The following is a 14,482-nucleotide window of genomic DNA, read 5'->3' as shown; positions in this document are numbered from 1 at the left end:
GTCATGACAGTTTACCTTTCTGGCATAAAACTAACGTCATAAAACGACTATTGGGATCAGACTGATAATCAGCAAACGGCTCGCAGTCAACGAAACCGTACTTGGTATAAAGTTGATGGCAGGCAGCAAATCCTGGCTGTGTCCCCGTTTCTAAACTCAGACGCTGCAAGCCTTTGACATGTGCAACCTGCAAAATATGCTGTAAAAACTGATTCGCCACCCCACGGCGTAAAAAATCTGGCGCAGTACGCATTGATTTCAGCTCACCATGTTCATCATCCAGCATTTTCAGCGCGCCAATTCCCGCGAGTTGTTCCCCCTCCCATGCTGACCAAAATATCACTGCCGGGTCACGCAGTTTTTGGACACCCAGAGCATGGCTGCTTTCGGGGGGAGACTGTTCCAGCATGCCGGAAATATGGTAGGCCACTAACGCTTGCACTGCTGGATGGGAGAGATCGTCGATTTTGATAGTGAACATGACGTTTTCCAGATAACTGGTTATATATTAATAATATATAACCAAACGGTAATATCGTTGTCTAATACATATTTCTTATGGCACTCTTCTTTGCGCGCAAACCCTTTACAAAAAAATTGACTATGCATAAGCAAAGGTTGAAAGGCAACTGGGAGTGAAGAACGGACGCTCATTGCATCTGTTTACTCGAACAGGGTTAATCCATAAATGATTCGTAGATTTCTTTAAACCTGTAGCGATTCACTGTGGGGGGATTATTGAGTTACTTGGGACACTCCTGACTAAATTCTTTGTGTAACACAACGGCCAGTGCTGACGGATTTTCCCATGACATAGAATGTCCAGCTTGCGGCACTGTTGCTACAGCAATGTCCTTATGGCTGACATACTGAAAGTCTCTGTCCGGTAATGATTGCTCACCAAAAATCAATGTGCATGAACATGATAGACTGAGGAAGATCTCCATCCATGACGGTGAGGTTCCATCAATCAGGCTTTTGGCTCCCCGCCACATTGCCCAAGGAGCAGCATTTTGAGCCGAACCCTTCCAGGGGGATGTGTGGTTTGCCAGTATATGGTCGTATACTTTCGAGATAAATTCAGCTTCAGGTTTTTCCACCAGAAGGCGACTGTATACACCGCCACCCGCATGAAAGTTAGGCTCTGAAACCACAAGTTTACCTATTCGCTCACATAATCGTTCCGCCACTTCAATCGCAATACTTCCACCCATGCTGTGACCATAGAGATGGCAATTGGGGAGTTTTAATGAGTTGATCACTTCGATAACAACCTCTGCCTGATGAGCAATGCTGTAATCATACTCACGAGGTTTATCACTAAAACCATATCCGGGAAGATCAATTAGTATGGCACGTCTCCCCCCAAATGCCGGATCAGCCACAATTCGTGGATATTCATAAGAAGAGGCGCACCCAAGCCCATGAATAAATACAATGGGGATACCCTGTCCCGGCAAATCATGCCAACGCACGCAAGCACCTGCTGTTAGCGAAAATAAACTCTGCATGCTGTATTCCTCCGTTAACTCTCGGGGCATTCGTATCAATAAATTATTATGATTGTAATGCTTAACAAGCTAACACGATTTGTTTATTAAGGTGATAAAGATTTATATGCAGTCAGAGTGCTAATAATTTGTCTAATGCGGATTAGAGTCTAAACACTGCAATCTGGCTAACGATAGCTTACGCACTGATTAGCTCATCAGATAAATCGTTAAATTTTGCATTTAAACCGACCAGCAGGCTTTATTCAGGTCTTAATTATGTTAGCGTGTTGTTAACATTCATAAATTATCCCCTGTACCGGAATTAAAAAATGCAATCAAAATACGTTTTTGTTGACACGGTTCCACCTGCAGAAAATTTTTGTCGTTTACGCGTAATCGCTAGCTTAACGCCTCGTCCTCTTGACGCTGCGAAACGTGCACTTCCCGGAAGTTGTTACGGGGTGCACATTGAGTGTTTTGGGCATATTGTCGGGATGGGACGCATTATTGGCGATGGAGCCCTGAACTTTGAGATTGTTGATATCGCAGTTGACCCGGAACATCAGGGAAACGGTCTGGGACGAAAGATCATGCAGAATTTGATGCTCTGGTTTGAACAACATGTGTCAACAGGCACCTATATTACCCTCGTAGCCGACGTTCCCGAGCTATATGAAAAATTCGGTTTTAAAAACGTTCGCCCGAAAAGCGAAGGCATGGCACTGGTTTGGGGCGGTAAAGGTTGATCTGCCCTCTAATGATTAAAACACTGCGCTAATAGCGACGTCTGCTATGAGCGAAGAGCAGACGTTACTCATGGAAAATAAATGCTGGTTAGCCATAAAAATGAACAAATAAAAAGCATCTGCTATAAAATATCAGCATGCATTCCGTTTTGAACTCAATGGAGGTGAATGAGATGGTTGATGAAAACACGCTAATTACTAATAGTCATGAGCTTGAGCAACTTTACGGTGCAGTAGCAAAACCTTCTTTAACGAAGGTGACGGACCATATTCATCCTGCCTACCGCCCCTTTATTGAGGCATCAACATTTGTGGCGCTTGCGACATCGGGACCGGATGGCCTGGATGTATCGCCAAGAGGTGATCCTGCAGGCTTCATTCACATTGAGGACGTTAAAACTCTACTTTTACCCGACCGCAGGGGTAATAACCGCATTGATAGTCTGCGCAATATTTTAAATGACAACCGGGTTGCGCTTCTCTTTTTAATTCCCGGCATTGGCGAAACTTTGCGTATAAGTGGGACAGCTGAAATACGTAAAGACCCGGCTTTGCTTGATAAATTCGCAATCAATAATCAATCCCCCAAAACGGTGTTGCGCATTTCAGTGGAAAGCGTTTTTTTCCAGTGTAGTAGAGCAATCATTCGCTCAAAACTCTGGGATCCTGCCACACAAATTGAGAGGAAGGCCCTTCCCAGCACCGGTAGTATCCTGAGTATGATTTCACAGTCAGAAATTGATGGTTTGGCTTACGACGAGGCCTTGCCGGAGCGATTGAAAAACACACTTTACTGATTGTTTCGGAAATGTGTCCCCGATACAGGGAGTGCTTAGCTGCTAACAGAAGAAAGCAATGCCACTACGAGAGCAGCTTGTACAATCTCTTAGTAACGTCTGCTCCTGGCACTAACCTGCCGTTGGATGGCATCTGACATCTATGCGCAAGTAACGAACACCTCACTGCATTCATAACCAACAACGCCTGATAGCTGAAAATGCGTTATCATCCGTTCCCACTCTTCATCCGGCTAGCTTGATGCCTAAGATAATCGATACTTTTATTGCCCCGCCATGCCATGACCAGATAGAAATTCTCTATCAGGACGATCACTTGGCGCTTATCAATAAACCCGCTGGGCTGCTCAGCCTGTCGGGGAAAAATCCGCAAAATCTGGATTCGGTGCATCATCGGCTGGTACAGATATTTCCCGGCTGCACTCTAGTTCACCGCCTAGATTTCGGGACTTCCGGGCTGATGGTGATTGCCCGCAATAAGGCTATCAATGCCGCGCTCTGCCAACAGTTCAGCCAGCGCACAGTGACCAAAGTGTACAGCGCACTGCTCTGCGGGCATCTGGACGACAACGAGGGAGTGATAGACGCAGCAATAGCCAAAGACCCGGCGCTGTTCCCGCTGATGTCGATTTGCGCCATCCACGGCAAACCCGCTCGCTCCGGCTATCAGGTCGTCGAGCGCTTTGATCATGAGTTGGAAGGCGGGACGTTACTGCCATTGACGCGGGTGCAACTAACCCCGGAAACCGGGCGTACTCATCAACTCCGCATTCACTGTCAGCAGTTAGGCCACCCGATTTTGGGCTGTGACCTGTATGGTGGCCGTCTGCTGCCAGGTACCGAACGGACTCAACGGTTGATGCTACACGCCAGTGAACTGCATTTTGTTCACCCTATTGGCGAAGAACAGATCAAAGCCCATCATGCCAGCCCGTTCTGAAAACGTGAATTACCACATCAAATCATCGGGCACTTTAAAGTCAGCATATGGATCGTCTTCATCTTGCTCTTCCTGACTAAGCGCACTATTTAGCACAATACTGTTCGCATCTCGCTGCGCAATTTTATCAGCTACGCTCGCGGGAATGATGGCATATTGACTCTCACCACTGTTATCAACAACCAAACGAGCAATGGCGAGGCGGCCACTAATCAGCTGAGCTTGAGTCAGCTTATCCACAGCTATTTTTTTAATTAAATTATTGTCTGTGAAGTTAAAATCAATATCGCCTTTTGAAATTTCGATTCTATTCATTTCAATGAGTTGCTTCACCTGAGCTTTATATTCTTTAGATAAAGCCGCTTGTTTTTGTTGCTCGCTTAGCTGTTTATCACGCTCAAGTTGTGCTTTTTTATTTTCTTCCACCGCCTCTCTGGCCTCACGAGCTTGAACTCGTGATTTTTTAGCTGTTCTTTGGACCTTGGCCATTTTTTTGCTGGTCACTAATCCCGCTTTTAGCATCTGCTCTTGTAAGGTGAGTTTTGTCATCTTCGTTTCTGAATCCGTTGAATAATTTGTGAGATTATACCTGTAATCTTTGGGGCTGTGCTAGAAGCACCAGATTACCTACCCACCAGCACAAATTATCCGCCTCTTACGCTGGCAATAACGCTTCCAACGGCACTGGTTCGCCAATGAAATAACCTTGCATATAATCCACGCCCAATCCTTTTAACGCTTCATATTGCTCTTTGCTCTCGACGTATTCCGCCACGATGGTCAGACGCTTCATCAATGCCACTTTGCAGATCGAAGCAATAATCTGGTGGTCGATCTGATTGGTCAGCATTTCACGCACAAAGCTGCCGTCTATTTTCAGCGTATCCACTTTCAGTCCTTTCAGACGGTCGTAACTGGCATAGCCAGTACCAAAATCATCAATGGCAATCCGACAGCCCAACTCACGCAGTTCTTGCAACGTCGTGTCGGCGTAAGCACTGTCCTGCATCAAATGCGATTCGGTCACTTCCAACACCAACTGATAAGGCTCGATATTGTACTGTTCCAATAGATTACGCACGTCACGGATCAGCGTGGGTCGACACAATGAAGAAGGCGACAGGTTTACGGCAAAACGCGCACTCGGCAAACGCTCACGGTGGGTATCCATAAATATCAGGGTATGACGCAACACCCACAGGTCTAACTGATAAGCCAAGCCAAATTCATGAACGACGGGCAAAAATTCATCCGGTGGTACGATCTGGCCTTCATCGTCCAGCATCCGCAACAAAATTTCGTGATAACGATCGCCACGAATACCAGCAATCGGTTGTGCTAACAGCACAAAACTGTCGTTATCCAATGAGCGTTGGACCCAGTGCAATAACGCCACTTTTCGCTTGATTTCATCCTGAACCAAACGACGGTCATTCTGTACATTTTCGGGTTTACCACTGGTCAATGAGACTTCCGCCAGAGAACTCAACTCCCCCAACAGCACGTTCAAGTGCCCGACTTCAGAGTAAACACCACAATAACTGACCCCGATGGGCGGATGGATCGGCAAACCATTCCAGACCAGTCGGAATTTTTCTAACGAACGATAAACAGCGAGCACTTTATCTTCGGCGTCGTAACCATTAAGGCGCAACACCAAATCGTAACCCGGCAGGTGGTAAACCCCTTCCCCCGCATCCAGCGTTTTATCTAGCATCGCAGCCAATTGCTGCTTAAAACGAATACGTAATTGCATACCATAATTGCGGCTCAGCAAATCTAATTCCGCAATCCGCAGAAAGCACAGTGTCGAACGTGGCACTTTGCCCAAGTCTTGTTTCAGTGCCCGCAGATTGGGTAAACCGATCACCGGATCTTTCAATGACGCCATTTGGGCTTTTTGATGCGCCCTACGTTGCCGGGTATTGACCGCCGACATCAGGAAAATACTCAGGGTAAACACCAGCATCATCGAAGAGATAAACGCCAAATTATGCAGCAAATTACCCCACTGTACGTAACCCGGATAATTGAAGAACAGCACGATCAGCGAGACTGACCAAACGATACAATTAAGCTGATAACCAAAGCGCATCGCGCCATACAGCATGACTGGCAGCAACAGGGTCAAACTGTAGTCGGTGAGTAGCAGGTTAGTCGAATTTTCCGCGTGGTAACACAGAGCGAAAACCAACCCCGCCATAACCAGCAGCCACGAAAGCAATTCGTTTTTCTTCACGTTAGGCGCAACTTCGGTACGCATACGGTGCCACAGCGTCAAGGCAAATGCGGGCCGGTTTAAAACACGCAAAATAAAACTGAACAGTTGCATGGAGGACATACAACCGATCAGCAACGCTTGGAAGTTAACCAAAGCACGTAAATAACTTTCCCCGCCGGACATCAGGCCAGTTTCATCAGGCAACAGCCCTAAACCCACAACTAATTGCAAGCTGAGGATGAAAAACAACGGCGGCAAGACTACCAACCAAATCAGACGCGCTTTGGTCAAAGACAGCTCACCAAAAGCCGCGCACCACCGGCGCTGGGTTTGGCAACGATAGCCCAACCAACAAACGCAGAGACAAAATAAATACAGCAGCGTCATGATGATGCCGATTTCTAATCCTAGGCGACTCGCATAACGATACAAAATAGCGATAGTGATGCCAGGAATAGCCCGCCAGTCATAAACCATCATCAATGATATACAGACCGCTAGCGGTAAATAGATAAGATAGACTTTACCTTCCGGCAACAGAATTTTCGGCGAAAGCCAGCCAGCAAGGGGGATCAGTAGTAGGCTCCAGATAATGGGCTGGCCCCACCAACGATCGCGTAAGTTATTCCAGAGTTGCAAAATACCCATGAAAATATAGTTTCCGCAGAGGCGTGATTCACTTCGTCGCTTTAGCATTCTAATCGCAGGAAGGCCAAATCCGATCCAGCCTCATAATCATTCTGTGGGTATGCTGGAGCCTTAGCGGCCAACATCAAGAATGGAGGTGAATTCTATTCCCTGTGACAGTACGAAATTTGACCAAGATCAATTAATAGATAAAAGGCTAATAAAAATCTGTTATGCGGCTTATTGTATTGAATTACTCTCTCAATACTCAACATAAAAACCAACAAAACCTAAACAATCGTTAAATGCTCAACTCACAAGCACTGAAATAAATAGACAATTCTGAGTCGTGACTACTAAAATTTAGTGACAATTCCTAATAAACGATAAAATAGAACACATTCCATTAAGTTATATTTTTAGGAGTCGGTATATCCGAATGATATATGCGTAAGAAAACCACCGGACAAATGACTAAAATAGTGTTATTTGTCAGTTTTATCATTTTAATTGCTCGCTTACTGTATGCCGCCATTGTTGCGGTGCCTTATCATCAAGAAAAAGTACGAAACAGTAGTGAATCTACCGAGATTAGCGTTCCCATTACATCTCCCATCGATAAATAAACGGTCTGATTTATCACCACACAATCTACCAGTTCTATGACTTATTTCACTATTTTCACCCATTTCATAAAAATGACGCGGGTCACCGCTATGCTCTATCTTAGTTAGCATTGATGCGCCCCTGCGTTAAGGAATTCCATGTCTGTCGCAACCCACAACGTTAAGAAAGTCGCAGAACATCGCCAGCGTATCCTGACGCTACTATTGAATAACAAGCCATTGGTTGATGGCATCTTGGGTCAAGATGGCGATGGCACCACGCTTAGCCAGAGCGAATGGCTCAACCAGACCGCTGAAATTACCCGTCTACTGGATGACATGCACCCAGCAGACTTGGCGGATTTGCTGGAAGCCCTACCGCAAGAGGAACGCTTAGCATTATGGCGTTTAGTAGGTAACGCCAAACGTGGTAGAACGCTGGTGGAGGTCGCCGAGCCGGTATGGGACAGCCTGATCAAAGAGATGAGCGACAAAGATCTGCTTAAAGCGATCAAACCGCTAGATGTCGACGAGCAGGCTTATTTAGCCCAATACCTGCCGCGTAATCTGATGGGACGCTTGCTGACCTCGATGGAGCCAGAGCAGCGCGATCAAGTGCGTGAAGTGATCCACTATGGCAAAGAAACCGTCGGGTGGATGATGGATTTCGAGCTGATTACCATCGGCCCAGAGATGACATTAGGAGAAGTTCACGACTTTCTACGCCAACGCCAATCCATTCCCGATGCAACGGACAAACTGTTCGTCACCGACAAGAAAAATACTCTGCTGGGCGAATTACCGTTAACCGCCGTATTGTTAAATTCGCCAGAAACGCCGGTCAGCGCGTTGATGGACAGCGATCCCGCGACCTTCCAACCCGAGGATAAAGCCGAAGCCGCAGCCAGTGCTTTCGAACGTTACGACTTAATCAGCGCTCCGGTCATCGACGCCAAAGGCAAATTGATGGGGCGTTTAACCATTGAAGAAGTGGTCGACGTGGTCAATGAAGAGAACGATAGCAACTTGCGCCGCATGGGGGGCTTAAGCCCAGAAGAAGACGTGTTCGCCCCGGTCAGTAAAGCGGTAAAAACCCGTTGGGCGTGGTTGGCCATCAACTTATGTACCGCGTTTATCGCCTCGCGGGTGATCGGTCTGTTCGAACACACCATTTCACAACTGGTGGCGTTGGCGGCGTTAATGCCGATCGTTGCCGGGATCGGCGGCAACACAGGTAATCAGACTATCACTATGATCGTGCGTGCGTTGGCATTGCATCAGATCGAAGTCGGTAATATCTCGCGCCTGCTGCTCAGAGAACTGGGTGTCGCAATCATTAACGGCGTGGTCTGGGGCGGTATTATGGGCTTCGTCACCTATCTGCTGTATGGCGATTGGGCGATGGGCGGCGTGATGACGCTGGCTATGATCCTCAACCTACTGGTTGCCGCGCTCATGGGCGTCATTATCCCCATGATGATGCTCAAACTGGGGCGCGATCCGGCGGTCGGCTCCAGCGTATTGATCACCGCGCTCACCGATACCGGCGGTTTCTTTATTTTCCTCGGGCTGGCGACGATATTCCTACTTTAGATTTCCGGCGTCCAATTATCGTTATGCCACAGATGTAAAGTGGCATAAGAGCGCCAAGGTCGCCAACGCTCGGCGTAGTTTTCAATCTGCCGTGGCGTCATATCAGGGAAACGCTGTTTAATCAGATAGTCCCCGGCGAGGAAAACATCCGGCCACGACCAAGCACGCATGGCGATATAATTAGCCGTCCAACTGCCGATCCCCGGCAACGCGGTCAAGGCTTTAATGCCCTGCTCAATATCCAGCACGTTATCCAGTTGCAAACGCCCTTCCATCACCGCTTTAGCAAGCTCGATCAACGCAGCGGCTCGTTTCAGTTGTACACCGAGCGCACGCAATTCTTCTGACTGTAACTGGGCGACGCGTTCGACGCTAGGAAACACGTGAGTAATCTCACCGTAAGGTTGTTCCAGCACTTCTCCCCAGCACTCGGTCATTCTGCCAGCAAAGGTGGCCGCCATTTTCACGCTAACCAACTGCCCCAGCACCGCGCGAGTCGCTTGTTCAAAACTATTCACACAGCCCGGTAAGCGCAACCCCGGTGCATCGGCGGCCAAATCGCCCAACGCATGACTAATCAAATCCGGCGCGGCATCCAGATCAAACAGTTGTCGTATCCGGCGCAAAACCTCGGTAGTCACGCGGCTCAACGCAGGTGCGACTTCAATCCGTACCCGATTCCGTGCCTCTTCGGGCTGAACGGTGACCCAACCGCGATAAGTCACGCCAGCTTGATTGACAGAAATGGAGCGTTGATATTGCGTCCCCTGCACCGTTTCAACCCCGGCTACCGCACGCGCCTGCAAAAAACCGAGCATCCGCTCCCAATCATAAGGAGGCCGATAACCGAGGTGGAACACTAAGCCGCTGGTTGCCGCACGGACATTGCTGGCACTGCGCAGTGCCGATGGACTCAGGCGATAACGATGTTGAAACAGCTCATTAAAGCGTCGCAAACTGCCAAAACCGGCGGCGAACGCCACTTCACTCAACGGCAATTCGGTATCCGCCAGTAGTCGTTTGGCCTGTAACAGCCTATGTGATTGGGCGTAATCGATCGGTGATGCGCCGAACTGTTCGGCAAAAATACGCCGCAGATGACGATCAGAAATCCCCAGACGCGCCGCCAGTTCTTCACAACTGTGCTCAGAAAGATAACCCTGCTCTATCAATTGCACCGCCACTTGTGCATAGCGATTGCCCAGATCGATCAACGCCAAACCGGGTGCCAACTCGGGGCGGCATTTCAAACACGGACGAAACCCGGCCAACTCCGCTGCAGCGGCACTGGGGTAAAAAGTACAATTTTCAATCTTTGGCGTGCGAGCACTGCACACCGGACGACAATAAATACCGGTCGAAGACACACCGACAAAAAAACGTCCGTCGAATTTGCGGTCACGTGCGCTCAGCGCTTCATACAGTGCCTGTTGGTTGCTCATAATCACGCTCTGGGTCAGTTTTTTCATCATTATGGAACTCATCTTCCAGGCTGACGTGCGGAATTCGGACATTAAGTTAAGCACAGCATAATCAGAGCCACGAAATTTTTTGCACAGATCCCTTGTCTCGGGTAAAGTCGCCCCCCTTCATTGGCATGGGGAAATGAAAAAGATGTTTATTGGATTTGATTATGGAACAGCCAACTGTTCCGTTGCGGTGATGCGAGACGGTAATGCCGAATTGCTGAATTTGGAAAACAACGAGCCATATTTGCCGTCAATGCTGTGCGCACCAACACGCGAAGCCGTGAGTGAATGTTTGCACCGCCACTGGCAAGTCCCCACCGGCAGCGAAGAAAACCAGCAGTTACTGCGTCGCGCCATCAGCTATAACCGCGAAGAAGACATTCCAGTCAATCGCGACAGTGTGCTGTTCGGCCTGCAAGCGTTAGCGCATTACATTGAAGATCCGGAAGAAGTGTACTTCGTCCGCTCACCCAAATCGTTTTTGGGAGCTAACGGCCTGAAACCGCAACAGATCGCGTTGTTTGAAGATTTGGTGTGCGCCATGATGTTCCACATCAAACGCCAAGCAGAAAACGTGCTGCAAAGCGGCATTGAACAGGCGGTAATCGGTCGCCCGATTAACTTCCAAGGCATTGGCGGCGAAGACGCTAACCAGCAGGCGCAAGGCATTTTGCAACGTGCCGCTGAGCGCGCCGGTTTTAAGCAAATCGAATTCCAATTCGAACCGGTTGCCGCTGGATTAGATTTTGAAGCCACGCTAAGCGAAGAGAAAACCGTGCTGGTGGTGGATATTGGCGGCGGAACCACCGACTGTTCGGTGTTGTTGATGGGGCCGCAATGGCGCGATCAAGCCGAGCGTCAGCAAAGCCTACTGGGGCACAGCGGCTGCCGTGTCGGCGGTAACGATCTCGACATCATGCTAGCCTTCAAGCAACTGATGCCGCTATTTGGCATGGGTGGCGAAACGGAAAAAGGCATCGCGATGCCCGCCTTACCTTATTGGAACGCGGTCGCGACCAACGATGTCCCGGCGCAGAATGATTTTTACAGTACCGCCAATGGCCGCTTCCTACGCGATTTAATCCGCGATGCCGCCGAACCAGAAAAAGTACAGCGCCTGTTGAAAATCTACCAACAGCGTCTAAGCTATCGTCTGGTTCGCGCCGCGGAAGAAGGTAAGATTGCACTGTCTGGGCAGGAAAGTTTCAACGCGCCATTAGGGTTTGTACAAACCGATCTGAGTGAAGTTATCAGCCAAGGCCAACTTGCCGAAGCCATTGCTCAACCGTTGCAACGAATTCAAGAACAGGTCAGCGCGGCTCTTGCCACCAGCCAGACCACGCCGCAGGTGATTTACTTAACTGGCGGCAGCGCGCGCTCACCGTTGCTGCGTACTGCGCTGCAACAGCAATTACCGGGCATCCCGATCGTCGGTGGTAACGACTTCGGCTCGGTGACCGCAGGTCTCGCACGCTGGGCGCAAACGCTGTTCCGTTAATCGCTAATGGCGCGGGTTGCCGCGCCACACCTTCCAGCATACATCTGTTAAATGGGTTCCATCACCCGCAACCCATATCACCAAGCGCTGGCTTCGTTCAGCATCTGAATATCGTCAACGTCCAGTTGCAATCGGGTGGCACTGATCAACTCATCCAATTGTTGCAGTGAAGTCGCACTAACGATCGGCGCAGTGATACTGGGTCGAGCAATCAGCCAAGCCAACGAAACCTGTGCTGGTGAAGTTTCATATTTATCTGCCACTTGATCCAGTGCTGCCAGAATGCGGAAACCACGGGGGTTAAGATATTGGTCAACAATCCTGTCACCACGCTGGCTCTTACCCATATCCTGTTCACTACGATATTTACCCGTCAGAAAACCACTCGCTAACGAGAAAAAGTTAATCACCCCCAAACCATTGCGCTGAGCCGTAGCCTCTAACGCCGTTTCATATCCTTCGCGCGCATACAAATTATATTCAGGTTGTAGCGTTTCATAACGCGCTAACCCATGCTGTTCACTGATTTTTAATGCTTCCTCCAAACGTTCAGCTTGATAGTTTGATGCTCCTATAGCCCGCACTTTACCGGCTTTAATCAGGGCATCAAACGCAGTGAGCGTCTCCTCTAACGGAGTTTCTTTGTCGTCATCATGTGATTGATATAAATCTATATAATCCGTCTGCAAACGACGTAACGAATCTTCGACCGCCTGCTGAATATAACGTGGAGACAGTCCTTGTTTTCCCTCTCCCATTGGCTTACCAACTTTCGTAGCAATAATCACCTGATCGCGTTTGCCACTTTGTTTTAACCAGTTGCCAATCACCGTTTCCGACTCACCACCTTGATTACCCGGAGCCCAATATGAGTAGACGTCTGCGGTATCAATAAAGTTGAGCTGATTCTCTAGCAACGCATCCAATAAACCGAATGATGTTGCCTGATCGGCTGTCCAACCAAACACATTGCCGCCAAAAGTGAGTTTGGGCACCTGAATACCCGAACGACCTAATGTTCTTTTATGCATAAATCACTCCTGTGAATGGGTGTAGAGGGTTCAACCATTAGAATAATACTCAACCTTACTCTCCCTTCATACTAACCTGACGGTTCCTCCATATTTCCTCCATTTTTGTGCCTGCCAATCCGATTAAACTAGTATCCTATATAGACTGCCCGGCAAATGATTGCCCGCACGCCTGCCCTTTGGAGAGATTTTCAGCGCCATGAATGCGAAACCCACTAAACGTTCACCGATACTGCGCCTAGTCGTATTAGCTATCGTGATTATTGCCGCCGTTCTGGCTTGGCGTCATTTCCATACGCCACGACATGAAGCCAACAAAGCGCCGGGGGCTCGACATGCGCACGCAGGGAAATCGGCTGCGGGTGGACGCCGTAGTTTGCCAATGCCTCCGGTACAGGCGGCTTCAGCGACCGAACAATCCGTGCCACGTTATCTTTCTGGCTTAGGCACCGCGACAGCAGCCAATACCGTCACCGTCACCAGTCGGGTCGAAGGGCAATTGATGGCGATCCACTTTACCGAAGGTCAACAGGTGAAAGCCGGTGATCTACTGGCAGAAATCGATCCTCGTCCATTCCAAGTTCTGCTGACACAGGCGCAAGGACAATTGGCAAAAGATCAAGCCACGCTCGCCAACGCCAAACAGGATTTAGCGCGTTACCAGCAGTTGGTGAAAACCAACCTGATTTCACGCCAACAATTGGATGCCCAGCTCGCGTTGGTGCGTGAAAGCGAAGGCGCTATCAAAGCCGACCAAGGCTCAGTGGATAGTGCCAAATTGCAGCTGACCTACAGCCGTATTACTGCACCGATCGACGGTCGTGTCGGGCTGAAATTGGTCGATGTCGGCAACTACATCGGCAGCGGCAACAGCAGCAATACCACCACCAGCAACAATAGCAGCGACAACACGACGACCGGTATTGTGGTGATCACCCAAACGCATCCTATCGACGTGGTATTTACCCTGCCAGAAGGTAATATTGCCGATCTGATCAAAGCGCAAAAAGCTGGCTCGGTCACAGTCGAAGCTTGGGATCGTACCAATCAACAAAAACTGGCAACTGGCGCTCTGCTCAGTTTAGATAACCAGATCGACACCACCACCGGCACCATCAAGCTGAAAGCCCGTTTCACCAATCAAGACGACTCACTGTTCCCGAATCAATTCGTTAACGCTCGCCTGAAGGTCGATACCTTGCATAATGCGGTCGTCATCCCGACTGCCGCGCTGCAAATGGGTAACGAAGGCAGCTTCGTTTGGACGTTAAGTGCTGATAACAAAGTCAGCAAACATCTGGTCACCACCGGTATACAAGACAGCCAGCAAGTGGTGATCAGCGCAGGATTGAACGTCGGTGACCGTGTGGTGACTGACGGCATCGACCGCTTAACCGAAGGGATGAAAGTTGAAGTATTGGCACCTGCCAAAGAAAAAGCTCAGGGGAATTCCTGATGCAGG

General features: G+C 49.0%; 13 protein-coding genes. 7 read left to right on the top strand and 6 right to left on the bottom strand.

Annotation, left to right across the window (positions count from 1 at the left end; genetic code table 11):
• Nucleotide 1: 1 nt before the first annotated feature.
• Together AC3ISQ_RS06870 and AC3ISQ_RS06865 are read right to left on the bottom strand one after the other, a co-directional pair.
• Complete coding sequence (locus tag AC3ISQ_RS06870) at nt 2-481, bottom strand: GNAT family N-acetyltransferase (protein WP_489351744.1); 480 nt, start codon at nt 479-481, stop codon at nt 2-4.
• Between the two features lie 262 nt (nt 482-743).
• Nucleotides 744-1,511 carry an alpha/beta fold hydrolase gene (locus AC3ISQ_RS06865; protein ID WP_489351742.1) on the bottom strand — a complete coding sequence of 256 codons (768 nt, stop codon included), beginning with the start codon at nt 1,509-1,511 and terminating at the stop codon, nt 744-746.
• A gap of 311 nt (nt 1,512-1,822) precedes the next feature.
• On the opposite strand from AC3ISQ_RS06865, the gene AC3ISQ_RS06860 reads away from it, so the two are divergent.
• The 3 genes from AC3ISQ_RS06860 to AC3ISQ_RS06850 all read left to right on the top strand — a co-directional run bounded on the left by AC3ISQ_RS06860 (nt 1,823) and on the right by AC3ISQ_RS06850 (nt 3,976).
• Nucleotides 1,823-2,239: a GNAT family N-acetyltransferase gene (locus tag AC3ISQ_RS06860; protein ID WP_489351740.1), complete on the top strand. Its 417-nt coding sequence runs from the start codon at nt 1,823-1,825 to the stop codon at nt 2,237-2,239.
• A gap of 173 nt (nt 2,240-2,412) precedes the next feature.
• On the top strand, nt 2,413-3,036 hold the full coding sequence (locus AC3ISQ_RS06855; protein WP_489351738.1) for a pyridoxamine 5'-phosphate oxidase family protein: 624 nt from the start codon (nt 2,413-2,415) through the stop codon (nt 3,034-3,036).
• A 241-nt stretch (nt 3,037-3,277) separates the two neighbouring features.
• Nucleotides 3,278-3,976 carry an RluA family pseudouridine synthase gene (locus AC3ISQ_RS06850; protein ID WP_489351736.1) on the top strand — a complete coding sequence of 233 codons (699 nt, stop codon included), beginning with the start codon at nt 3,278-3,280 and terminating at the stop codon, nt 3,974-3,976.
• A gap of 9 nt (nt 3,977-3,985) precedes the next feature.
• On the opposite strand, the gene AC3ISQ_RS06845 is transcribed toward AC3ISQ_RS06850, so the two are convergent.
• The gene (locus AC3ISQ_RS06845) at nt 3,986-4,525 is read right to left on the bottom strand and encodes a DUF2058 domain-containing protein (RefSeq protein ID WP_489351734.1); all 540 of its coding nucleotides are present in this window, start codon (nt 4,523-4,525) and stop codon (nt 3,986-3,988) included.
• A 106-nt stretch (nt 4,526-4,631) separates the two neighbouring features.
• Nucleotides 4,632-6,845, bottom strand: coding sequence for an EAL domain-containing protein (locus AC3ISQ_RS06840; RefSeq protein WP_489351732.1), 2,214 nt, complete (start codon nt 6,843-6,845; stop codon nt 4,632-4,634).
• Between the two features lie 425 nt (nt 6,846-7,270).
• Between AC3ISQ_RS06840 and AC3ISQ_RS06835 the strand changes: the two genes are divergently transcribed.
• Both AC3ISQ_RS06835 and mgtE read left to right on the top strand, forming a co-directional pair.
• The gene (locus AC3ISQ_RS06835; RefSeq protein ID WP_489351730.1) at nt 7,271-7,450 is read left to right on the top strand and encodes a YfgG family protein; all 180 of its coding nucleotides are present in this window, start codon (nt 7,271-7,273) and stop codon (nt 7,448-7,450) included.
• A 138-nt stretch (nt 7,451-7,588) separates the two neighbouring features.
• Nucleotides 7,589-9,022: a magnesium transporter gene (gene mgtE, locus AC3ISQ_RS06830; RefSeq protein ID WP_489351728.1), complete on the top strand. Its 1,434-nt coding sequence runs from the start codon at nt 7,589-7,591 to the stop codon at nt 9,020-9,022.
• Here the strand turns inward: mgtE and alkA are convergent.
• Nucleotides 9,019-10,494 (bottom strand): DNA-3-methyladenine glycosylase 2, encoded by a 1,476-nt coding sequence (gene alkA, locus AC3ISQ_RS06825; RefSeq protein ID WP_489351726.1) that lies wholly within the window; start codon nt 10,492-10,494, stop codon nt 9,019-9,021. The genes mgtE and alkA overlap by 4 nt on opposite strands.
• 142 nt (nt 10,495-10,636) lie before the next feature.
• On the opposite strand from alkA, the gene yegD reads away from it, so the two are divergent.
• Nucleotides 10,637-11,989, top strand: coding sequence for a molecular chaperone (gene yegD / locus AC3ISQ_RS06820; RefSeq protein ID WP_489351724.1), 1,353 nt, complete (start codon nt 10,637-10,639; stop codon nt 11,987-11,989).
• A 77-nt stretch (nt 11,990-12,066) separates the two neighbouring features.
• Here yegD and AC3ISQ_RS06815 read toward each other — a convergent pair whose 3' ends face one another.
• Complete coding sequence (locus tag AC3ISQ_RS06815; RefSeq protein WP_489351722.1) at nt 12,067-13,020, bottom strand: aldo/keto reductase; 954 nt, start codon at nt 13,018-13,020, stop codon at nt 12,067-12,069.
• Nucleotides 13,021-13,219: 199 nt separating this feature from the next.
• Here AC3ISQ_RS06815 and AC3ISQ_RS06810 point away from each other — a divergent pair, with 199 nt between their 5' ends.
• Nucleotides 13,220-14,476, top strand: coding sequence for an MdtA/MuxA family multidrug efflux RND transporter periplasmic adaptor subunit (locus AC3ISQ_RS06810; RefSeq protein ID WP_489351720.1), 1,257 nt, complete (start codon nt 13,220-13,222; stop codon nt 14,474-14,476).
• Nucleotides 14,477-14,482 lie beyond the last annotated feature (6 nt).

The organism is Serratia sp. KH_031 (genome assembly GCF_057839655.1).
Note: the sequence above shows the minus strand (reverse complement) of the source record. Positions and strands in the feature narration are given on the sequence as shown.

Coding starts and splice junctions, on each gene's coding strand:
- AC3ISQ_RS06870 (WP_489351744.1), bottom strand. CDS start 481: ATGTTCACTATCAAAATCGACGATCTCTCCCATCCAGCAGTGCAAGCG.
- AC3ISQ_RS06865 (WP_489351742.1), bottom strand. CDS start 1,511: ATGCAGAGTTTATTTTCGCTAACAGCAGGTGCTTGCGTGCGTTGGCAT.
- AC3ISQ_RS06860 (WP_489351740.1), top strand. CDS start 1,823: ATGCAATCAAAATACGTTTTTGTTGACACGGTTCCACCTGCAGAAAAT.
- AC3ISQ_RS06855 (WP_489351738.1), top strand. CDS start 2,413: ATGGTTGATGAAAACACGCTAATTACTAATAGTCATGAGCTTGAGCAA.
- AC3ISQ_RS06850 (WP_489351736.1), top strand. CDS start 3,278: ATGCCTAAGATAATCGATACTTTTATTGCCCCGCCATGCCATGACCAG.
- AC3ISQ_RS06845 (WP_489351734.1), bottom strand. CDS start 4,525: ATGACAAAACTCACCTTACAAGAGCAGATGCTAAAAGCGGGATTAGTG.
- AC3ISQ_RS06840 (WP_489351732.1), bottom strand. CDS start 6,845: ATGGGTATTTTGCAACTCTGGAATAACTTACGCGATCGTTGGTGGGGC.
- AC3ISQ_RS06835 (WP_489351730.1), top strand. CDS start 7,271: ATGCGTAAGAAAACCACCGGACAAATGACTAAAATAGTGTTATTTGTC.
- mgtE (WP_489351728.1), top strand. CDS start 7,589: ATGTCTGTCGCAACCCACAACGTTAAGAAAGTCGCAGAACATCGCCAG.
- alkA (WP_489351726.1), bottom strand. CDS start 10,494: ATGATGAAAAAACTGACCCAGAGCGTGATTATGAGCAACCAACAGGCA.
- yegD (WP_489351724.1), top strand. CDS start 10,637: ATGTTTATTGGATTTGATTATGGAACAGCCAACTGTTCCGTTGCGGTG.
- AC3ISQ_RS06815 (WP_489351722.1), bottom strand. CDS start 13,020: ATGCATAAAAGAACATTAGGTCGTTCGGGTATTCAGGTGCCCAAACTC.
- AC3ISQ_RS06810 (WP_489351720.1), top strand. CDS start 13,220: ATGAATGCGAAACCCACTAAACGTTCACCGATACTGCGCCTAGTCGTA.